The following is a 21,552-nucleotide window of genomic DNA, read 5'->3' as shown; positions in this document are numbered from 1 at the left end:
AGGTTCGACGGAGCATTTTATCTGGCTCAGAGCGATGTCGTTCGCGAGCGCGCTCAGGAGCGATTCCTGGGGAGTGCCCTGTTGGACTATATTTGGGTCGGTGCGGCCGAACGTCGCGATCCGACCCCGGCATTCGACGAGGCCTACTATCTCGCCGCCAATCCCGATGTTGCCGCCGCCCTCGAGGCATCGGCCTTCGCATGCGGCTATCACCATTTCCTGAAGAACGGCGAGCAGGAGGGGCGGCGTGGCGTGCCCCCCGGTCCGTGCTGTGTGATCGACGGCTGCCGCACGCCGATCGACGGACGTCCGTCGACGATCGCACTGGCCTCGGCGATCCAGCGCGCGCGTCCCGCGTGGCGGGTCCTGCTGATGACGGGATGGAAGCTTCCGGCGGGTTCGGGCCTGCATCCCTGGGTCGAGTGGGTGCGGGCTCCAGGCGTCCTGTCGGAGGCCAGCGAGAGGGTCCTTGCCGAACGGCCGTCCTACGTCGTGCGGCTGGGCGCCGAGGGGATCGTGCCGCCGGACGGCGTCGGGGTGATCGAACTGAACGACCGGGCCGACGCGTCGCGCCAACCGGTGGCGCCGTCCGGGGACCCGGTGCTGGCGCTTAATCCGGGCCGGGCACTTGACCCGATGGAACTGGCGCTGACCGCCGAGCGCGTCGCCGTTGCCGCGGAAATGGCCGCCTGGTTCGCCCGCTTGCGGGCGCGCAGCCGCCTGGTCGGTGACGAGTCGAACGGGATCGTCGGCGCCGGCATGTCGATCCTGGTACCGGCCAGCGATGCGGCACGGGTGGTGACGGTGGCGGTCGACCTGCCGACGGCGAGCGGCCTTGCCAGGGAAGTGCTGGTGCTGGAGGCCAATGGCACGTCGCAGAAGGTGGATGTCTCGGTCGGGCATCCGGTCCGGGCGGTGCTGCGGATCGGCACCGGCCCGACCAGGATCACGCTGCGGCCCAGCAAGTCCGGCGCCCGTGCCCTGAGCCGGATCGTGCTGGCGCGGATCGAGTCCGCGCCGGTCGATCTCGTCGTGGCTCCGCTCGATACCGACACGCCTCACGACGCGCTGGCGATCATCGACCTCAACAGCGACCTGGCCCAGGCGAAGCGGGCCCTCGGACGGTTCATGACCCGGGCGGACATCCTGGTATCGGCGCGGCCGGCCTACGAGTTCGGCCTGCCGGCGCTGCCGACGCTGGCGCCGGTGGCGGTTCCGCGTTGCCTGGTCGTCTCGACCTTCGATGCCGAGCGGTCATGGACCGGTCGCGACACGCTGGATGTGGCGGCCTGGCGAGAGTACCTGGAGCTTCGCGGCTTCCGGGTCGATTTCCTCGAGTTGCCGCTGGGCACGACGAGCGACGCCGGCCGCATGCGCAAGCAGGACCTGTTCGACCACAGGTTCGTCCTGCTGACGTCGCCGCGGGCGCCGGCGCTGCTGACCGACGGGCTGGAGCGCAGCCGCCACGTCGTCCGCCTGTACCAGGGCGCGGCGGCCGGCGGACGGGCGGTCGCCCCGCGCGAACGGCCGGACGACCTGGCCTGCGCGCTTGCCGCGGACCGGGTGGTCGTGGCCGGGCCCGGGGATGCCGCATACTATCGTGCCGGTGGCGTCGCGCCCGGCCGGATCGACTATGTTCCCAGATTCCTGCCCGCGATCTACCGCCGGCTCCCTCGCCCCTATCCGAGCCGGCCGCGCCAACTCGTCCTGCACATCGACACGGTGGCCGTTCTCGAGAACCGGATCCGTCGTCACGGGCTGGCGAAGGGCGCGATCCCGACACTGCTGCGCGATGGCTGGACTGTGGTGATCAGCGCGTCGCCGCGGCTGCGCTCGCATATCGAAGCCGATCTCGGGCTGGACGAACCGCATCCTTCGCTCGGCTGGTGCGACCCTGCGGTCGACCTGCCGCGGATTCTGCATTCGACGCGCCTCGTCCTGGCTCCGGCGATCGCGCTCTCGGACATCGGCGGGCTGACGACCGCCGCACGCATCCTCGGCTTCCGTGTCCTGGTCGACAACCCGACCGGGCCGTCCGCAAGCGGTCACGTGGCGGCGCTGCCGAGGTCGATTTCGAAGGCCGGGGCCCTCGACCGGCTGGACCGGGATCCGGGCGGCGTCGACATGGAGGCGGCCCGGGCCGAGGCGTTCCGGTCACTCGACCGCGTGCTCGGGTTCCGGGACGCCGGATGGCAGGAGGGGCGCCATGACCGTTCTGCGGATATCTGACGCCGGCCCGCCGCCGCTGCCGGTCGGACTGGAGTCCGGCGCGCGCCTGGGGCCGAACGCCGGTCCGGGGCCGAAGGTGCTGTACGTCTGCCGGGCGATCGCGCATTTCGTCTACCACGAGGCGGTGATCGTCGCGCTGCTGCGGCGCGGGGCCCGGGTCAAGGTGCTGTTCGACCAGGCTTGGTCCTCCAAGCAGACCATCCAGTTCCAGGACGACGCGCTCAACGCGTTCCGCATGCGGTACCCGCAGGTCGAGATCGGATGGTCGGTCAGGCGGTCCGACCGCTGGCGGCGATGGATCTTCCCGGCCCGTGAGATCCGGTCCTATGCGAACTACCTGCGGCGCGGTCCGCGCACGACGGAGTTCTACGTCAATCGCTGGCTCGGCTACGTTCCGGAGTGGATCCGCCGCCGGCGCAAGGTCGAGCGTTTCCAGGCCCTGCTGACGGCGCCGGCGGTCGATACCGCGCTGCGCCTGCTCGAGCGGGTCACGCCAGCGGATGCCGGTGTGGTCGCGCATCTGCGCGAGGAGGCCCCCGCCGTCGTCGTGGTGTCTCCGTCGAACATGCGGTTCTCCGAGGAGATCGAGTATGTGAAGGCCGCCAAGCGGCTGTCGATGCCGGTCGCCCTGCACACCATGACCTGGGACAACCTGAGCACCAAGGGCGTCCACCATGTCGTTCCGGACCAGGTGTTCCTCTGGAACGAGATCCACTACGACGACATCCGCGAATTTCACGGCTTCCCGGAGGACGTCTGCTGCATCGCCGGGTCGCCCTTCCTGGAGCGATGGTTCGACGACGCCGAGCCCGAGGACCGGGAGAGCCTGTGCGAACGCATGGGGATCGATCCCGGACAACCCTATGTGATCTATCTCGGTTCCAGCCGTAACATCGCCAAGGACGAGGCCTGGGTGGTGGAGGGGATCCATGCCGAGCTGAGGCGGTCGGACGATCCCCGGCTGCGCCGGACCAGCATCGTCATCCGGCCGCACCCGGCGAATGCCCAGGTGTTCCGGCGTCTCCGGCTCGACGGCGTGGTGACCTGGCCGCGCGAGGGGGCCCTGCCGCAGACGGCGGGACTGCACCACGAGTTCCGCAGCATGCTCGCGCACGCCACGGCGACCATCGGGATCAACACCACCGCGATGTCCGACTCGCTGCTGGCCGACTGCCCGTGCCTGACGCCGCTGCTGCGCGAATACGACCGCACCCAGCGTCTGGCCAACCATTTCAAGGTGCTTGCCGACCGCGACGTGATGGTGGTGTGCGAGGACCTGCGCGCCGTCGAGCGCAATCTGACCGATCTGCTCGACGGGATCGATGTAACACGTCACCGCCGCCGAGGCTTCAAGGCCTGGTTCGCCCGGCCCCGGGGAGTCGACCGAAGCGCGGGGGATGTCATGGCCGAGAGGATAGTCGCGATGGTGAAGCCTCGAGCCGCGCAGGATCGAGGGGCCGTGGGCTCTTCGCAACGCATCGCCGACCGGATCTGGGAAGCGCGGGCCGACGACGCGTTCAGGAACTACCTCGATGCGCGGGACGTCGCCTGCGCCATGCTCGACGAAGCCGGGCGAGACGCCGAGACGGCCTCGGGCTGGATGGATGCCGGCGCGCTGGCGGTGGCCGAGCTTCGCGCGGGCGCCGGCCGTGCGATGGGCGACGCGCCCGAGGACTACGCCGCGGGCGACGAGGGTCACGAGAATGCGGTGCGCGCGTTGCATGCCGCCCTGGCCGAAGGGGACGATCAGGCCCTGTGGCCGGGCGAGCCGGAAGGCCTCGGCCTTTACGGCTACGGCGGCAAGGCCGGCCGGATCAACCTGTCCGGCGCCGTGGTCCGCTACGCGCTGCTGACCCTGTACCGTGCCGGCTTCCTGGGCGAGTTCCTGAAGGGCAAGCGGCGGACCCTGGCGGTCGTCGGTGCCGGCTGGGGCGGCATCGCGCTCGCCTTCAAGACGCGCTTCCCGAACGCCAAGGTCATCCTGCTGGACGAGCCCGAGGCGCTGCTGCGCGCCGCCACCTATCTGCGCACGGTGGCGCCGGAGCTGAAGCTGGCGAGCGCGACCGGGTATTCGCTCGGTGCCGTGCTGCCGCTGCTGAACGACATCGACGTGCTGCTGCTGCCGCTCTACCTGCTCGACCGGCTGCAGGCCGTGGCGGTCGACGTGGCGCTCCTGGACACGGTCGTGGGGACGCGCGACCTGACCGGCCCGGTCGAGGCGCTGGACCGGCTCGGGGCATTCGGTTGCGAGCGGTTGTGCGCGGTGTTCTGGCGCGGCGCGATGCTGCGCCGGATGGCGGAGTTCTGGCCGCCCGATGCCCTGTCGACCGCGCATCTACTCGATCCGGCAATCGGGTTGCCCGGGCTGGAGGAGGCGGGCGGCGATCCCGACGCGCTCGCGCCGCTCGGCCGGCTCGGTCATGCGGTGGTCCGGCGATGAGCGAGCTGCATGGCGATATGACGGCCGAGCCGAAGGCGGCGGACGAACTCGCGTTCGACGCCCAGTGGTATCTTCGCGAGCATGGCGACGTGCCGGCCCTGATCGATCGCGGCTGGTTCATGGACCCGCTGCATCACTACGTGATGGCCGGCTGCCGGGAGGGGCGGAGCCCGAACCCGCAGTTCCAGGAGGGCTACTACCGGAGCATCTATCCGGACATTGCCACGGCGATCGACGAAAAGGTCTTCAACTGCGCTTTCGAGCACTACTTGAGGCACGGGCGCGACGAGGGACGGCGCATCCGCCCGGCCATCCGCGGAGCGCTGATCGACCTGACCCGCTACGGCACCGGCAATGCCGCCGTGCAGGACCGGATCCTGGTGCATCTTTCGTCGGTGTTCGAACGGCTTGTCGACTGGGATTTCTGGCTGCTGACGCGCGAGGCGCACCACGACGTGCTGTCGCGCCTGGACCGCTTCAACGTCTCGCGGATCTGCATCGACCGGATCGTCGGCGACCTGGCGGTCCGTCTTCGGGACCTGCCGATCGTCACGTTTCTGGCGCCCTTCGGGCCGTCCGACCACTACGTTCCGGCGTTCAGGACGATCACCATCCTCCCGGAGGTGGAGCCGCACGGCGCCGGGCACGGCGAGCGAGCCCGGCGCCGTGCGGCGCTGGCGCGGGCCGTGGCGGTCAGCGAGTACCTGGTCTGCCTGACGCGGTCGGACCGGGCGACGGTGATCGGCGAGTGGGAGGTGGATCGCGAGCGGGCCCTGTTGCTTCACCTGCCGCCGTCCGCCCGGATCGCCGGCGATCCGCAGCTGCCGCTGGCGTTGCGGACGGTTGCCGGCAAATCCTTCATGGTGGCCGACATGACCAGTCCGTCGGCTCCGGCCGAGGTGGCCGCGGCGGCCCTGGACGGGCTCAGGGACGTTCCCGGGGAACCGTGGCTGGTGGCGGTGGTCGCTGCCGGCGGCGAGACCAGGCTTCGCTCTGCTTTGTCCGGCGCTGCCGAGCGTCTGGCCGTCGTCGAGGACCCGGCGCCGGCGACCTGGCGATGGCTGACCGAGAACTGCGCGGCATTTCTCGAGGCCGACCGGCACGGGATGCTCCCGGGCCTGATCGAGGACGCGCTGGCCCGCCGGCGCGCGCTCGTCAGTGCGCGGCAGTCCGCCGCCCTTCGCGTCGGCGAGGACAAGGACAACCGCTACGATGCCGACGATCCGTCATCGGCAAGCGCGGTCTGCCGGTCGGTGATGGAGCATCCGTTCGAGGCCGCCAGGGCTACCGGCGCGACGATCCGCCAGGCGTTTCCCGCCCTCGCCGACGCCGGTTCCGAGGAGCCCCTGTGCCCGCTGTTCGAGCGGCTCGGGCGGGCCGGACGCGCCCCGGGACCGTCGCGGGAGGTGCTGCTCGGGCTGCGCGACGGCAACCTTGTCCATACCTCCTTCTGGTTCGCGATTCCACCCAGCGCGGCGATCCGCTCGCTGGTCCTGGAGATCGCGGTCCCATCGGGCTACCCCGAGCCGTCGGCCCTGGTCGTGGCGTCGGCCGACGGGCAGCCGGACACCCAGGAGCTGATCGAACGCGGCCGGTCGGCGCGGATCGTGGTCGCGCTCCCGTCGAAGCGGGTTGCCGGGCGGGTGACGATATTCGCCCGCCGCGCCGACGGCGCCACCGTCAAGGCCCAGCCGAACTGGCCGGGCGTCGAGCTGCGGTCCGCGGCGGTCCTGGCGTCGGGCCTGGATCTGCTGCATTCGGCGGGCATCGGGACGGCCGAGCAGCCGGCCCCGGACCGGGAGTCGGACACCGACTTCGTTGTCAGCACGATAAACGCGGCACTCGACGCGGCGGCGCCGGCGCTGAATGCGCTGGAAGCCGCGGTCGGCCCCGCGCTCGCGGCGAAGCCGGCGCTCCGCCTGACGGTTCCCGGAATGCCGAGCATCCTGCGGGCGGCGACGCCGATCGCCCTGCATCTGACGCGGCACCAGTTCCTGCAGCCGGACCTGCGGTATCACGGCAGCAACAAGGATCAGGCCGCCCGGCAGCAATACCTGCGCGACCGCGGCTTCCGGGTGATCACCGAACTCGCCTTCGACTGGCGCTACGGCGAGGTGATCGAGCGACTGGACTCCGAGCGGCACAACGACCCGCAGGTCATCATCGTCGAGGCGATGCTGCACCATCCGCTGATGCGCTATCTGCGCGAGCGCTTCCCCAGGGCGAAGCTGCTGGTCCGGTCCCACAACGCCGAAGTTCTGCATCGGATCCATACGCATACCGCGTCGCTGCTGATGGAACGCGGGAGCAGGCTGGCTTGGTTGGACCCTCGCGAGGCCGTTACCCGGGGCGGCAACGTATTCGCCCACTGGCGCTACGACGTCGGCGCCATCGGGCTGGCCGACCACATCCTCAGCATCTCCGACTGGGAGACCGAGCATTACTGGCCCCGCATCGGGCCGCGGAGCAAAGTCTCCACCGTTCCCTACTTCCTGCCGCGCGACCTGATCTACCAGGGGCCGATCCCGGCGCCGAAGCCGCGCCGCTGCGTGTGCCTGACCTCGGCCAGTCCCGGACCGGTCATCTACGATGCGGTCCGCAACTTCGTCCGGCTGGTCGACGGCCTCGACGACCCGGGCGACTGGAACTTCACCGTGACCGGCAGCCTGGACGAGCGCTACGCCGCCCGCTCGTCGCGCTGCCGGTTCGTCGGCCGGGTCGAGAACCCGATCGCCCTGATGAGCGAGGCGACCTCGATGGCGCTGCTGTCGCCCTTCGGATACGGGTTCAAGACCAAGGTGCTCGATGCGATCTCGGCCGGAAGCTATACGCTCATGCCGCAGGAACTGCTGGACCGGCATCCGCAGGAAGTCCGGCCGTACTGCCTGCCGGTCGACCTGACGTCGCCGGCCTCGTTCAAGGCCGCACTGCAGCGCAGCGAGGAACCGGTTCCCGAGGGCGATCCGAACGAGGAACTGCGCCGCAAGGCCTATGCCGCCATGGATGCCGTCCTGGGGCTGACATGAACCCGGAGCGTCGACGGCGCCGCCCCGCAACCGCAGAGAGGCACCCGCCGTGCAGGTTCTGATTACCGGTCACCTCGGCTATGTCGGCCCCTGGATGATCCGGGCGTTCAAGGAGGCCGGGCATCAGGTTGCCGGCCTGGACGTCGGATACTTCCGCGAATGCGTCGACCCGCTCGAGGGCTTTCCACCGCCCGACCGGGAGTGCGTGCGCGACATCCGAGACGTGTCGGCGGCGGACCTCGACGGCGTGGATGCGATCGTGCATCTCGCGGCTCTGTCCAACGATCCGCTCGGCCATCTCGACCCGGCGTTGACCCACGCCATCAACACCGAGGCCTCGCTGCGGCTGGCGACGCTGGCGAAGCAGTCCGGGATCCGGCGCTTCGTGTTCGCCTCGTCTTGCTCGATCTACGGCGGCGTCGGCGAGCGCGGTGCGCCGGCCGACGAAGGCGCGACGATGGATCCGCTCTCGGCCTACGCGCACTCGAAGGTGGACACCGAAGCCGGGCTGGCGGCGCTGGCGGATGCCGGCTTCGAGCCGGTGTTCATGCGCAATGCCACCGCCTTCGGCGTCAGTCCGCGGATGCGCTTCGACCTCGTGGTGCAGAACCTGATCGGCTGGGGCGTCACCACCGGCGCAATCCGGGTGTTGTCGGACGGCACGCCGTGGCGTCCGATCGTGCATATCGCGGACATGAGCCGGGCCTGCGTCGCGGCGGCGACCGCGCCGGCCGCGGCGGTCGCCGGCGAGGCGTTCAACATCGGACGGGACGACAACAATTTCCGGATCCGGGAGATCGCCGAGACGATCGTCGGGATCCTGCCCTCGGTCCGGCTGGAGATCACCGGCGAGGCCGGGCCCGACCCGCGCTCCTATCGCGTGTCGTTCGCCAAGGCGGCGGACCGGCTGCCGGGCTTCCGGGCCGAGTGGACTCTGGAGCGGGGCAGCGAGGAGATCGTCGCCTGGCTCCGGTCCGGCCATCTCAGGGAGCGCGATTTCCAGTCCAGGTTCTTCGTTCGCCTCAAGCAGCTGCAGCACCTGATGTCGGAGCGATACGTCGACGACCGGATCCGGGTCAGGGCTCCGGCGTGAGCGGCTAGGGAGGCGACCGTCGATGCGATACAAGCTCGCCCGTCCGAAGGATCTTCCGGATCCGGCCTCCCTGGCCCTGCTGGAGATCCAGGTCGACATCTACCGCAAGATGCGCGGCGCCCGGCCGGACTATGTCGAGCCGATCCGGAACGAGGCCCTGACGGCGCTGCTCGACCTCGGCACCGCCTATCATTTCCGGGGCGAGGACGAGAAGGCGATCGAGATCCTGGAGGAGCTCGCCGCCAATCACGGGAAGGTCACCGGCTACCGCTACCTGGCGGTGTCCTATGAGCGGCTGCATCGCTACAAGCGGGCGATCGACGCGCACCGGCGGGCGATCGAGAAGGTCCCGGACAACGCCTTTCATCTCGGGCATCTCGGCCGGCTGCTCTGCCTCCTGGGCCGCGACGCCGAGGCGCTGGCAGTGCTGAAGACGGCGCAGGAGGCGGCACCGAACGACCCGCACATCCGCACGCGGCTGGCCTCCGTCCGGGCCCGGCTGCGGCCGGACGAACTGGACGAGAAGGCCAGGCGGTCGACCTATTGCATCGTCGTGGTGCTCGGCGACCGGTCGAATTTCAGCAGCTTTCAGACGCTCCTCGAGAGTCTGTACCGGCGCCATCACAAGCTGGTCCTGGTCGTGGATTCCGATGACACGGACAAGCGGATCAACCCGCGGGGCGACGGCCGGTTAGACCTGAAGGCCTGGCTGAGGCGGCACCCCGGGGTCGAGATCAGCGACCACGCTCTGATCCACCACCGGCGCCTGGCGGCCTTGTCCCGGATGGTCGGGCGCGCCTATGCGGTCTGCGATCGTTGGCCCCGGATCGCCCCGGTCGGGCGCGAGCTGCGCGCCTGGACCGGGAAGATGGCGGCCGATCTGCTGCTGGTTTGCCTCGACCACACCGATCCACTGTTCGCCGGGCCCTATGTGGAAGCGGCCATGGATGCCGGATACCTGGTCTGCGGCCTTGGAACCGACGAGAACCCGACGCCCCTCGAACGGCGGATCGACCGGTCGATCCCGAAGATCCGTTGCGTCGCCGGCGCTGCAACGGAGCTCGAACGGGTGCTGGCGACGCCCGGCAATGCGATTGTCGTGCGCGGCGACATCGGGCTCGAGGCAGCGTACCGGCCGGCCCCGGACAAGCGGGATCTTGTGCTTTTCGACCGGGACTTCCCGACCCTCGTCGGGGCCGGGTTCGTGCTGTACATGGCCGATCCCGAGGTTGCGCCGCAGCTCGAGCTGGCGAGGGCCGGCACGCTGGCCGCGCGCCTGTGGCAGTCCAACCGGATGGCGGTCCGCCGGCTGAGCGTCGTGTATCGGTCCGCGATGCCGGCCCGGTTTCCGGTCCAGTACCCGTTGCCGGACAACCTGGTGATCTGGCCGCGCCCCGACTCCAGCCAGGATTCCAATACCGGGGCCATGCTCCGGGTCGGCCTGCACCGGGCGATCGCCGTAGTGTCGCCGGCGGCCGGCGAGCTGGCGCCGGCAGTCATGGCCGATCGTCCGGCCATCGTGCTGCGGACCGACGGCTTGCCGGCCCGGACGGACGATCCCTACGGCGCCGGCGTGTATCGCTGCGACACGCTGGGCGAGCTGGTGCATCGTCTGGGCGACCTCGCCGACGGCTGCGACCCGGTCCGGGATCGCCGCATGGCGTATCAGGAGGCGGCCGATCTGCGTCGGCGAAGCCGCTTCCACAATCTCGGCGAGCTCCTCGGCTACGGCGTCGAGCTGCTGGCCGGCGGCGAGTCCGCCGACCGGGTGTCGAAGCTGCTGCAGTCGGAATTCGACGATGCGAAGGGGGCCGCCGATCCGGAGGGCGAGGCGGCGCCCGACGCCCGCGCCGACCTGCCGCGCTGGGTCGAGGCGGCGGACCGGGCGCTCGCCGCCGCCGGCAGTACGCTGCAGGTGGCGGCTGAGTTCCGGGACAGCGAGGCCCTGGCGCGTCCGGGCATGCTGCCCGCCCTGGACGCCGCTGCGGCCCTGGTCCGCGGGCTCGAGCGCTCGGGCCTGATCGGGCAGCTGGCCGGGGAGGCCGCTAACGGCCTGCTCGGGCAGTTGCTGGGCGGCATCGATTTTCCCGAGGGACAGCTGCAGTCGGCGCTGCTGCTGAAGGCGGTCTTCCCGGGGCTCACGATCTACCTGGTCGACGTCGAGAGACGGTTTGCCGAGGCCGAGCGGGCGGTCGCCGCCGTGTTCCCGGACGCGCGCATCGGCGACGCCGTCGAGACGCTCCCCGGAAAGGCCATCCGGTCGCTGGACTTCGTCTACACGCTCGACAAGCGGGTCGCCGAGACCAGGGCCTATGTGCCGTCGGTGGTGATCGCGCAGTCGGCCCTCAGCCTGGTGGCCGAAGAGCGTGCCCTGGTCCTGGCCAACCGGCTGGCCGATTGGACGGTCCCGTTCCTGGTGCTGTCGATCGACGCCGGGCATCCGCGGGCGGCGCGCTACGCCCAGCTGTCGGCAGCGCTGCGACGTTCGTTCCGGCTGTCCGACCTCGGCGATCCGGCGACCGAGCGCTACCTGACGACTGTGGCGGTCTCGCGCGCCGCCGTGACGCAGGCGCTGACCGGCCGGACCGGGGCGAGCGCTGCCTGCAAGGGGCTCGGCAGCCCGAGCGTCACCGTGGGACTGGTCGTCTACAATGGCGCCGAGACCCTGTCGGCGGCCCTCGAGAGCATCCTGGCGCAGACCTACTGGGACTTCGAGGTGATCATCGTCGACAACGGCTCGACCGACGCCACCCTGGAGATCGCCCGCAGCCATGCCGCCCGGGATCCGCGCATCACCATCTATCCGCGCCGGAAGAATGTGGGAGCGGTGGGCAACTTCCGTTTCGCGCTGTCACTCGCGCGGGGCCGGTACTTCTGCTGGGCGAGCGATCACGACCTGTATGACCGGGTCTGGCTGGAACGCATGGTCGCAGCACTCGAGAGCCGGCCGAACGCTGCCCTGGCATACCCCTATTTCGGCATGATCGACGACCGTGGCGTTCGGGTCGGCGACCATCTCACGCGCTTCGATACCTCCGGTCGCGGCATCGCCCAGCGCATGCGGCTGGTAACCGATCGGATGCGGGGTTCGGGCTCCAAGGTCTACGGGTTGTATCGCCGGGCCGCCCTGGAGCGGGTGCGGATCCGCACGACCGTCTGGTGGGACCGCCTGTTCCTGCTCGAGCTGGCGGCCGTCGGCGAGTTCGTGCAGGTCAACGAGGTGCTCTGGTGGCGGCGCTACAAGGGCGTCGAGCGGGCGTCGATCGATCCGCCCGAGGTCGGCAAGTTCGGTCTGATCCCGACCCCGCTGACGACCACGGAAACGGTCGTCCGGCAGCTCGCCATCTCGTTCGAGGACGGGCGTGCACCGTTCCTGATGCGTATGGCGACCCTGGCCAACGCAGTCCTGCTGATCTGGGACGTGGCGTTGGCGCCGCCGGGCCGGCGGATCGGGGCGTCACTGGCCATGCTGCCACTGGCAATCCGCAGTGCATATCGTGCCATGGTGCGGACCAAGGCGTTCATACCGGCGGAGTTCGAGGCGCTGCGTCAGCATGTGCTCGGCCGGCGATAGAAGGGCACTGATACCGGGAGACCGGTGAGGGGGCGGTTCAGGTGTGGACGACAATACTGCAGGGTGAGGACGAGGCGGCCTGGGCTGCGGACCGCGAAGCCGTCGCCGGCGATGCGCCGCGGGTGCTCATGGCGACCTCGGTCGGCAGTCACCACAACATGGTGACGGTGGACAGCATGCTCGCCATCGCCCTGACGCTGCGTGGCGCCCACGTGGAATTCGCCCTGTGCGACGGCGCGCTTCCCGCCTGCATCGCCATCAAGCACGGCGGGGTGCCGCCGCCGGCGCTGCTGGCCATGGAGAGGCCGCCGCGCTGCCCGAACTGCTTCCCGCTGGGGGCGGGGGTCGTCGGGCAGCTCGGGCTGCCGCTGAATCGGCTGTCGGCGGCACTGACCGAGGACGACATCGCCACGGCCAAGGGGTTGGCCGGCAAGGTGCCGGCTTCCGAGATCCCGCTGTTCGAACTCGACGGCGCGAAGGTCGGCGAGCATGCGCTGGCCGGTGCGCTGCGCTATCTGGCGCGGGGCGACCTGGAGGCGGAGCCGGAGGGCGACGCGATCCTTCGTCGGTACTTTCAGGCCGCCTTGCTGACCGTGCTCGCGATGGACCGCATGATCGCGGACCGCGGCATCGAGATCGTGGTGGTGAACCACGGTATCTATACCCCTCAGGGCCTGGTCCGGGAGGCCGCGGCCCGGCGCGGCGTGCGGATCGTGACCTGGAACCCGGCCTACAAGAAGCACACGCTGATCTTCAGCCACGACGATTCCTACCACCACACCATGATCAGCGAGGATCCCGGGCTGTGGGAGGACCTGCGGCTCGACGACTCCCGGAGCGGGGCACTCGACTCCTATCTGGAGAGCCGGCGGCTCGGCTCGCGCGACTGGATCTGGTTCAACAAGGAGGTCGCGGACGACAGCTCGGCGAAGCTGGCGGCGGCCGGCGTCGACGGATCGCGACCGATCGTGACCCTGCTCACCAGCGTCGTCTGGGATGCGCAGTTGCACTACGAGTCCAACGCCTTCCCGGGGATGGTCGACTGGGTCCGCTTCACCATCGCGTATTTCGCGACCCGACCCGACCTCCAACTGGTCGTCCGGGTCCATCCGGCAGAGGTCACCGGTTCCAATCCGTCGCGGCAGATGATGGCCGACGAGATCGCCCGGCACTTTCCGACGCTGCCGGAGAACGTGCTGGTGGTTCCGCCCGAGAGCGATCTGAGCACCTATGTTCTGCTGGACCGCAGCAATGCGGCCCTGATCTACAGCACCAAGACCGGTATCGAGTCGTCGGCCCGCGGTCTGCCGACTATCGTGGCGGGCGAGGCCTGGATCCGCGGCAAGGGCTTCTCGCAAGATGCGGTCACCCCGGCGGGTTACCGGCAGATGCTCGATCAGCTGCCGTTCGGGGATCGGCTGACCAGTGCAGAACTCCAGCGCGCCCGTCGCTATGCCTATCACTTCTTCTTCAGGCGGATGATTCCGGTCGAGTTGCTCGACGTCGGCGAGAAGGGACAGTTCAGGCTGGATTTCGACGACATCGAGCAGCTTCGCCCCGGAGCGTCGCCGGGTCTCGATGTGATCTGCAGCGGCATCCTCGACGGGCGGCCTTTCATCTACAACGGCCCCGATCGCATGAGCGAGCGGACGGCCGGATTGGATGCCGTGGCGGTTTGAGGCCGGCCGCGCCGTCCCGGTGATTGCGTACAGTCGAGGGAGGGGCCCGGCGGTTCCGACCGGGACCGGCAACCGTCAGACGATCCGTGTGAAGAACAGGTTGTCCATCGGCGAAGTCGCCCCTTTCGGAACGACCATCGTCTGCCGCACCCGTCTCGGGTCGTCGACCTCGATCGCCCAAGGCGCATTCCTCAACAACTTGTCGCGCACCTTGTGCGCGACCCCGTTGAAATCCTTCTTTCCAGCCAGAAACCGGGGCGGCCGTCTGATGGACTTGTACTCGTCCGTCATGACCAGGAGCTCCCAGCCGCAATCGCGCGCGAAGTCGTTGGCGGCGTTGATCATGCAGAGACTGGTCTCTTCGTCGCCGACGCCATCCTTGCGGACGGATCCCTTGTTGACTCGAAATCTAAGATCGTAGAAGTCATCACCGATGATTATGCCGTCATCTTTCATCTTTGGAGCGTAAGTGCACAGATCGTTGTAGAATCCGTCATAGGAATCGAGCGTATCAACGTAGACAATATCAAAATACTTATCGGGAAACTGATGAGAGGCAGGAATAGCATAATCCCGGATTACTTCAACTCGTCCGTCTCTGTCGCCGGATTTGCCCCATTCAAGAACTTCGCGGTGGTAGTCAACCAGCGCACTGCGATCAGACTCGGTGAGTCGGCCGGCGTAACCGACGTCCTCGTCCATTGCCCATGGATCGACCAGGTACAATTTTTCCGGGCTCAGTTCATGGAACAGCTTTCGGGCGTTGCGCCCTCTTTTAACCCCGAGTTCTGCAATGACACCTCCGCGGGGCAAGAATTTGATGACTTCGTCGAAATTGAATCCAATGATGAACATCCAACTTTCCCCGATACCTAACGGTGCCCCAGTCTAATGAAAAAGTACGGCTGCCGGGCAGGAATTGCAAAGCGATTTCACCGCTCCTGCCACCGGTATTCGGCAATTCCGGGCGGACCGGATCCGCGCGGTCAGCCATCCGCATCGGCGCACGATCGGTGCGCGGTTGATCGCTCACCGGTGTCCCGACGCCGTGACCGCATCATGTGGCACGTTGCTTGCCCGACCTGAGGGCCGGGCGACCCGTTCCCGATCCAATCGACAATCGGCGAGAGTTTCGCCAGGATCAGGGCACCCCGACCGTTCGGATCGGAGCGGCGGGCTCGTATGGACGCTTGCAGAGCATCGGTTGAAGCGGTCGGATGCCTTCTCGCCGGACTTGTCCCGAACGGAGCGGCCCTTCTTCCGGGCGTCTGCTTAGGCGATCCACGCCTGGGCCGGGCCCCCTCTCGGTTGCCGCCTGGAGACGGCGACCGGCCGCGCCCGCGGGACTGCGCGTATGCCCGACCTGCCGGCCGCTCGGATGATCCGGCAGGCGGCGGCGAACCCGGTCCCCCCTTTGCATCTGCGGTCGGCCTGAGAGGCGGAGCCACGATGGGAGAACGGTCCGGACCATCGGCGAACGACGATCCGCGGCGGCCGCTTCTGGCGGATCCAGGCAACACGGCCGCGGCTGTCAGATTCGCCGAACTGCTCTACGGGGGCGGTTCGCCGGCGGCCGCTCGCCCCTGGCTGCGGCGGATCCGGCGGCTGGCGCCGGGGTGGGGCCTCGTCCACCATTCATGCGCTTTGGCAGCGCGGCAGTCCGGCGACCAGGCCCGGGCGGTGCGGTTCTTCATGGCGGAGGTCGTTCTCGACCCGCGGGCCGTGAAGGGTCTGTCCCGGCTTGCCGACGATCTCGACGCCGTCGGCCAGCGTTGCGCCGCCGCCCGGGTCAGCCGTTGGCTGCAGCCGCTCGGCAATGCCGGTCCGGCGGCGGAACTGAGGATCCTGACGTTCCGTCTGCCCAAGGCCGACGGATGGGACGCGATAGGCCGGGCGATCGAGGCGATCTCACCATCGGCGGCGGCCGAACCGGTGACGGTGGAAGCGCTGTGGTCGGCATACGAGCGGTTGCCCGGGGCTGCCGCCGCGGCCGCCGCCTGGCGGCAGTTGGCGGAGCGTGCCGGCGGCGCCGGAGGCTTGGCCCTGGCGGCGGAATGCGTCGGGCTGGGGGCACTGCCGACGGACGCGGCGATTGCCGCCTGGAACGCGCGGCCGGAATCCGATCGGCGTGCATTGGGCATCCTGGCGCTCAGGCATGCCCCCGGGCTGAGGCCGCTGGCGGAAGCCGCGCTTGCGGGGTCGGTCGCCGGACCGGATGGAAGCGTCTTGGACAGCATGCGTTCCGCCGGGATGGTGGCCGTCGATATTGGGGCCCGTGGACTGCCGCTCGGCGATGTCCCGCTTCTGCCGGCAGTTGCAGCGGTGGTGGGCATCGACGCCGACGAGGCCGCCACGGCGCGGCTGGATGCGGCCTACCGCGCCGTGGCCGGCTGGCATGACCTGCGGCCGGTGGCGGCTGCGGTGGGCGAACGGACGGAGCGTCGCCAGCTCTACCTGACGCGTCAGCCCGGCCTGGCCTCGCTGCTGCCGCCGGATCCCGAGACGGCGAACCTGCTCGGCCTGGGCGACGCGATCGCGGTGACCGGTACGCTGCCGGTCGAAACGGTGCCGCTGGATGCGGTCCTGCGACCGCTCGGCCTGCCGCATCCGTCGCACGTCAAGCTGGATACCCAGGGCACCGAGCTCGAGATCCTGCGGGGCGCGGAACCGCTGGTGCGCGACCAGCTGCTGTCGGTGCAGGTGGAAGCCGAGTTCCGGCCGATCTATCGTGGGCAGGCCCTGTTCGGCGACATCGACCGGTTCCTTGTCGACCGCGGCTTCGAGGCGGTTCTGCTCCGGCGCAGCCTGCGGCGGCTGGGCACGGGCGATCGGGAGGTGCCGAGCCGGCTCGAGCTCTGTTGGTGTCACGCCCTGTACATGCGGTCGCTGCGCGACTTCCTGGCACGTCGGCCGGACTGGCCGGCGATCGTTCGCTACTGCACCGTCGCAATGGCTTATCGCCTCAGCGACCGGGCGCTCCTGTTGCTCGGGCATCCTGCCGTGGCCTCGGCGCATCCGGCGGCGCACAGCTTCGCCGAGGGGCTCCGGGCGCTCGCCAGGCAGTGGCCGGATGTCGGAGGGTCCCAGGGGCGGGAAATCAGCAAGGACGGGTGGTGACAGGTCGGTCCGGTCCCCGGGGATGACGGTCGGTCGGCACTCCCGGCTCACCACTCGAGCTTGGGCATCGCGAAGCGCGGCCGCGCTCCAGGGCTGAGCGAGCGGATCGCGGCACCGAGATGCTCGACCAGGGTACCGCCGTCGGTCAGCAGCGCCTCGGCGTGCAGCCCGCCGGCGATCAGCAGGCTGTCCAGGCCGGCCGCGGCGGCACCGGCTATGTCGGTCGCGAGGCCGTCGCCGACCACCAGCGTCCGTTCGGCCGGGCTGCCCAGCTCTTCGACCGCCCGCCGGAACAACGCGGGATATGGCTTGCCGTGATAGCGGACATGGCCGCCGAGCGCCTCGTAGGCGGCGGCCAGTTCGCCGGCGCAGATCTTGCGCACCCCGCGATCGACGATCGCGCGGTCCGGGTTGGCGCAGATCATCGGGATGCCGCGCGCGACGGCGGTCCGGAACAGCGGCGCGAAGGCGGCGACCGGGAGGTCGTCGCGGTCCGGCCCGCCGTTGACCAGCAGGTCGGCGTCCTCGATCCGGTCGACGCGCGTGAACGGCGTGCCGGGGAGCAGGTCGGGGAACCGGTCCGGCGCCAGGTGATAGGCGCGGCGGCCGAGGCCCTCGAACCACGGTCCGGACGCTGTCGCGAGATCCTCGTGCGCGAGGTCGCCGGCGGTGAACGTGAGGTCGTAGCAGTCGACCGGCAGGCCCTGCGCGGCCAGCCGGCGGGCCAGCACGGGCCCGAGCTGCGGGGTGTTGGAAACCACGGCCAGCCGCTTGCCGGCGGCGTGCAGCCGGCGCACGGCGTCCAGCGCCGCCGGCAGCACGTCTCCGCCCTCGTGCAGGGTACCCCAGGCGTCCAGGACGAAGCCGTCATAGGCGTCGGCCAGGGCGCCGATCCCGGTCAGTGACTGCATGCCGACGGCTCCCGCGGATCGGTGACCGGCCGGGTCACTTCAGGGGAAATCCCATCGCCCTGACGATATCGGCCAGCCTGTCGCGGCCGCCCATGGCCGCGAGCGATCCCATACGGTTGATCACGCGCCTGGTCCAGTTGTCCTGCACCATCTCGTTGCGGCGCGAGAAGGCGGCCAGCTTGGCGTCATAGCCGGCGCGTAACGCCGGCTCGTCCGGGTTGCCGTATCTCTCGCGGAACAGCACCGCCGGCTGCGGCAGCCGCGGCTTGACCTCGTTCGCGGCCTCCGGCGCGGCGTAGCCGACGCATAGGCCGAACACCCCCATGGTGCCGTCCGGCAGGCCCAGCACCTCCCTGACCTCGAGCGGGTCGTTGCGCAGCGCGCCGATATAGACGGTCGACAGGCCGAGCGACTCCGCCGCCACCGTCGCGTTCTGGGCCGCGAGCGCGGCGTCGATCGCGGCGACGAGGAAGGCCTCCAGATAGGCCGGCGCGACCAGCTCGACCCGTTCCTCGGCGGCCAGACGCTGGTTGCGCGAGACGTCGGCCAGCCAGACCAGGAACAGCGGGCACTGCTCGATGTGCTTCTGGTTGCTGGCGACCTTGGCCAGCGCCGCCTTCGCCGCCGGATCGGTCACCGCGACCACCGACCAGGTCTGCATGTTGGAACTGGTGGCGGCGGACTGGGCGGCCGCGACCAGGGTCTCGAGCGTTCCCTCGGGCAGGGCGTCGGGGCGGTAGCCGCGGACGGAGCGGTGCGACAGCAGCAGCTCGATATGGTCGTTCCAGGGTCCGGCTGCTGGCCGGCTGTCGACGCCATAGCGCCGGGTCAGCGCCTCCGCCTTGGACGTCGTGATCGGTGTGGATTCGTTCATCGGGTCATCCGGATGACTAGGGTTCTGCGCCCATGATGCCAAGGTCCGCGCCGGAATGATCGCCGGCGACCGGCACGGGTCCTGTTCCCGAAAGACGGGAAGTCGCCGCCGTTGGACAGGGGCGGGCAGCTTGGCTAGCGTCGAGTCATGGCCGGACCGGGGAACCTCTCGAAGTCGAAGCTGGTCGCGTACCGGCAGTGCCCGAAGCGGCTCTGGCTGGAGCTGCACCGGCCCGAGCTGCGGGTCGAGTCCCCGGCCACCCAGGCGGTCTTCCGGACCGGGCACGAGGTCGGCGAGGTCGCGCAGCGGCTCTACGACCCGGGCGGCACCGGTGAGGTCGTGGACTTCAAGGCCGACGGTCTCGCCGCCGCCCTCGACCGCAGCCGGGAGCTGCTGCAGGGCGACGGGCCGGTGTTCGAGGCCGGGTTCGCCGCGGCCGGGGCACTGGCGTTCGCCGACGTCATGCTGCGGGCCGGCGGCCCCGACCGGCCCGGCTGGCGCATGGTCGAGGTCAAGGCCTCGACCGCCGTCAAGCGCTACCAGGAGGACGACGTCGCGATCCAGAGCCATGTGGCGCGGGCGGCCGGCGTGGACCTGCGTGGCGTCGCGATCGCCCATATCGACAGTTCCTGGACCTATCCGGGCGACGGCGACTGCCGCGGTCTGCTGGTCGAGCGGGACCTCACCGACACGGCGTCTGCGCGGGCGGCCGAGGTCGGGCTCTGGATCGACGAGGCGCAGGCGGTGGCGGCCGCGCCCGAGGCGCCGGCGATCGCCGTCGGCCCGCAATGCGAGAACCCCTTCCGGTGCGGCTTCCTCGAGCATTGCTCCGCCGGTCGGCCGGTCGCCGAATTCCCGTTGGAATGGCTGCCGGGACGGCGGTCGCCCGCCCTCGAGGCTTTCGTCGTCGAGCACGCGGTCGACGACCTGCGGGATCTGCCCGACCGCCTGCTCAACGACCGGCAACGGCGGGTGCGCGACGTGTCGGCCTCGGGCGTGCCGTATTTCGACGCAGAGGGCGCGGCCCGCGACCTGGCGCCGTATCCGCTGCCGGCCTGGTTCCTGGATTTCGAGACCATCCAGTTCGGGGTGCCGCGCTGGGCCGGGACCCGCCCGTTCCAGATGCTGCCCTTCCAGTTCAGCCTGCATCGCCTGGACGGGGACGGGACGCTCGCCCATGCCGGCTTCCTGGACCTGAGCGGCGACGATCCCTCGGAGCGCTTCGCCCGGCGCCTGGTCGAGCTGTGCGGCGAACCGCTGCCGGTGTTCGTCTACAACGCCGCCTTCGAGGGTGCGCGGCTGGCCGAGCTGGCGCAGCGCTTCACCGGCCTGCAGGGACCGCTGCTGGACCTGAAGAGGCGGCTGGTCGACCTCTATCCGATCGCCCTGCGGCGCTTCTACCACCCACAGCAGCGCGGCAGCTGGAGCATCAAGTACCTGCTGCCGGTGGTCGCGCCGCACCTGGACTACGGCGCGCTGCCCGGGGTGCATGACGGCACCCAGGCGATGGAGGCCTATCTCGAGGCGGTCGACCGGTCGACGCCGGCGGCCCGGAAAGCCGAGATCGAGCATGCGTTGGTGCGGTACTGCGAGCTGGACACCCTGGCGATGGTCGAGATCTGGCGGTTCTTCAACGACGGCGGGACGCAAGAGGACTGACAGGCACGGCGTCGACCGGAAGGTCGTCTGACGGGGTAGCGGTCCGCCGGCCGGCGAGATACAGGGAAGACCGATTGCCGAGAGGGAGCGACCGTGGAGATCGTCGACGCGCAGATTCACGTCTGGGGAACCGGGCTGCCGAGCAACGCGGCGCACTGGCAGATCACGTCGTTCACCGCGGCCGAGGCGGTCGCGATGATGGACGAGGCCGGGGTCGACGCCGCGGTGATCCACCCGCCGTCCTGGGACCCGGACTCGACCGAGCTGGCGACCGAGGCCGTCGCCACCTATCCCGGCCGCTTCGCGATCATCGGCGCCGTCGACCTCGGCCGGCCGGAGGCCAGCCGGGCCGCCATGGAGGGCTGGCGCGACCGGCCCGGCATGCTGGGGCTGCGCTGCATGTTCCTGGCCGGCGAGGACCGCCGGCGCCTGCACGACGGCGAGCTGGGGTGGTTCTGGGCCGCCGCCGAGCGCTTGGGCATCCCGGTGACCACCCTGGCGACCGGCTCGTTCGGGGAGCTGGCGGACGCCGCCGTCCGCCATCCGGGCCTGCGGCTGACCATCGACCATCTCGGCGGCCGGGGCGGCAACACCACCCTGAAGGACGCCGCCGCCATGGAGCACATGCCGGATCTCCTGAAGCTCGCCCGGCTGCCCAACGTCGCGGTCAAGGCGACCGGCGCGCCGGGCTACTCCAGCGAGGCCTATCCGTTCCCGGCGATGCACGCCCCTCTGCGGCAGATCTTCGACGCCTTCGGCCCCGACCGCATGTTCTGGGGCACCGACATCTCCAAGATGCCGTGCTCCTGGCGGCAGTGCGTGACCCTGTTCACCGAGGAACTGCCCTGGCTCGCCGGCGCCGACCTGGCGCGGGTCATGGGCGGCGCGGTCCGGGACTGGTGGGGATGGCCGCGCCCGGGGGACGGTCGGGCGTAGGGCCCGGTCGCCGT

The 21,552-nt window shown here is 70.0% G+C and carries 12 protein-coding genes; 9 read left to right on the top strand and 3 right to left on the bottom strand.

Annotated features, from left to right (window positions below; genetic code table 11):
* Nucleotides 1-81 precede the first annotated feature (81 nt).
* The 6 genes from RIC31_RS01680 to RIC31_RS01655 are packed head-to-tail and all read left to right on the top strand — an operon-like array spanning nucleotide 82 to nucleotide 14,041.
* A complete protein-coding gene (locus RIC31_RS01680; RefSeq protein WP_350100408.1) occupies nucleotides 82-2,229 on the top strand; it encodes a hypothetical protein in 2,148 nt (715 codons plus the stop codon).
* Nucleotides 2,207-4,669 carry a hypothetical protein gene (locus RIC31_RS01675; protein WP_350100406.1) on the top strand — a complete coding sequence of 821 codons (2,463 nt, stop codon included), beginning with the start codon at nucleotides 2,207-2,209 and terminating at the stop codon, nucleotides 4,667-4,669. The genes RIC31_RS01680 and RIC31_RS01675 overlap by 23 nt, the downstream gene beginning before the upstream one ends.
* Nucleotides 4,666-7,695 (top strand): hypothetical protein, encoded by a 3,030-nt coding sequence (locus RIC31_RS01670; RefSeq protein WP_350100404.1) that lies wholly within the window; start codon nucleotides 4,666-4,668, stop codon nucleotides 7,693-7,695. Before RIC31_RS01675 ends, RIC31_RS01670 begins: the two co-directional genes overlap by 4 nt.
* Nucleotides 7,696-7,744: 49 nt before the next feature.
* On the top strand, nucleotides 7,745-8,788 hold the full coding sequence (locus tag RIC31_RS01665) for an NAD-dependent epimerase/dehydratase family protein (RefSeq protein ID WP_350100402.1): 1,044 nt from the start codon (nucleotides 7,745-7,747) through the stop codon (nucleotides 8,786-8,788).
* Nucleotides 8,789-8,810: 22 nt separating this feature from the next.
* Nucleotides 8,811-12,362, top strand: a complete 3,552-nt coding sequence (locus RIC31_RS01660) for a glycosyltransferase (protein WP_350100400.1) — start codon at nucleotides 8,811-8,813, stop codon at nucleotides 12,360-12,362.
* Nucleotides 12,363-12,403: 41 nt separating this feature from the next.
* Nucleotides 12,404-14,041 (top strand): capsular polysaccharide export protein, LipB/KpsS family, encoded by a 1,638-nt coding sequence (locus RIC31_RS01655; protein WP_350100398.1) that lies wholly within the window; start codon nucleotides 12,404-12,406, stop codon nucleotides 14,039-14,041.
* Between the two features lie 75 nt (nucleotides 14,042-14,116).
* On the opposite strand, the gene RIC31_RS01650 is transcribed toward RIC31_RS01655, so the two are convergent.
* The gene (locus tag RIC31_RS01650; RefSeq protein WP_350100396.1) at nucleotides 14,117-14,896 is read right to left on the bottom strand and encodes a class I SAM-dependent methyltransferase; all 780 of its coding nucleotides are present in this window, start codon (nucleotides 14,894-14,896) and stop codon (nucleotides 14,117-14,119) included.
* Between the two features lie 594 nt (nucleotides 14,897-15,490).
* Between RIC31_RS01650 and RIC31_RS01645 the strand changes: the two genes are divergently transcribed.
* Nucleotides 15,491-17,158 (top strand): FkbM family methyltransferase, encoded by a 1,668-nt coding sequence (locus RIC31_RS01645; RefSeq protein WP_350100394.1) that lies wholly within the window; start codon nucleotides 15,491-15,493, stop codon nucleotides 17,156-17,158.
* 47 nt (nucleotides 17,159-17,205) lie between these two features.
* Here the strand turns inward: RIC31_RS01645 and RIC31_RS01640 are convergent, their stop codons facing one another.
* Nucleotides 17,206-18,069, bottom strand: coding sequence for a TIGR01459 family HAD-type hydrolase (locus tag RIC31_RS01640; protein ID WP_350100392.1), 864 nt, complete (start codon nucleotides 18,067-18,069; stop codon nucleotides 17,206-17,208).
* Between the two features lie 34 nt (nucleotides 18,070-18,103).
* Nucleotides 18,104-18,943, bottom strand: a complete 840-nt coding sequence (locus tag RIC31_RS01635; protein ID WP_350100390.1) for a nitroreductase family protein — start codon at nucleotides 18,941-18,943, stop codon at nucleotides 18,104-18,106.
* A 147-nt stretch (nucleotides 18,944-19,090) separates the two neighbouring features.
* On the opposite strand from RIC31_RS01635, the gene RIC31_RS01630 reads away from it, so the two are divergent.
* Complete coding sequence (locus tag RIC31_RS01630; protein ID WP_350100388.1) at nucleotides 19,091-20,602, top strand: DUF2779 domain-containing protein; 1,512 nt, start codon at nucleotides 19,091-19,093, stop codon at nucleotides 20,600-20,602.
* A gap of 93 nt (nucleotides 20,603-20,695) precedes the next feature.
* Entirely contained in the window at nucleotides 20,696-21,538 is an 843-nt protein-coding gene (locus RIC31_RS01625; RefSeq protein ID WP_350100385.1) for an amidohydrolase family protein, read from the top strand.
* The last annotated feature ends 14 nt before the right edge of the window (nucleotides 21,539-21,552 follow it).

It is taken from the genome of Thalassobaculum sp. (assembly GCF_040219615.1).
Classification (GTDB): Bacteria; Pseudomonadota; Alphaproteobacteria; order Thalassobaculales; family Thalassobaculaceae; genus Thalassobaculum_A.
This window is presented reverse-complemented; position numbering and strand designations above follow the sequence as displayed.

Excerpts from the sequence above, each read along its gene's own strand:
- RIC31_RS01650 (WP_350100396.1), bottom strand. The coding sequence starts at position 14,896 with ATGTTCATCATTGGATTCAATTTCGACGAAGTCATCAAATTCTTGCCC.
- RIC31_RS01675 (WP_350100406.1), top strand. The coding sequence starts at position 2,207 with ATGACCGTTCTGCGGATATCTGACGCCGGCCCGCCGCCGCTGCCGGTC.
- RIC31_RS01645 (WP_350100394.1), top strand. The coding sequence starts at position 15,491 with ATGGGAGAACGGTCCGGACCATCGGCGAACGACGATCCGCGGCGGCCG.
- RIC31_RS01660 (WP_350100400.1), top strand. The coding sequence starts at position 8,811 with ATGCGATACAAGCTCGCCCGTCCGAAGGATCTTCCGGATCCGGCCTCC.
- RIC31_RS01640 (WP_350100392.1), bottom strand. The coding sequence starts at position 18,069 with ATGCAGTCACTGACCGGGATCGGCGCCCTGGCCGACGCCTATGACGGC.
- RIC31_RS01630 (WP_350100388.1), top strand. The coding sequence starts at position 19,091 with ATGGCCGGACCGGGGAACCTCTCGAAGTCGAAGCTGGTCGCGTACCGG.
- RIC31_RS01670 (WP_350100404.1), top strand. The coding sequence starts at position 4,666 with ATGAGCGAGCTGCATGGCGATATGACGGCCGAGCCGAAGGCGGCGGAC.
- RIC31_RS01635 (WP_350100390.1), bottom strand. The coding sequence starts at position 18,943 with ATGAACGAATCCACACCGATCACGACGTCCAAGGCGGAGGCGCTGACC.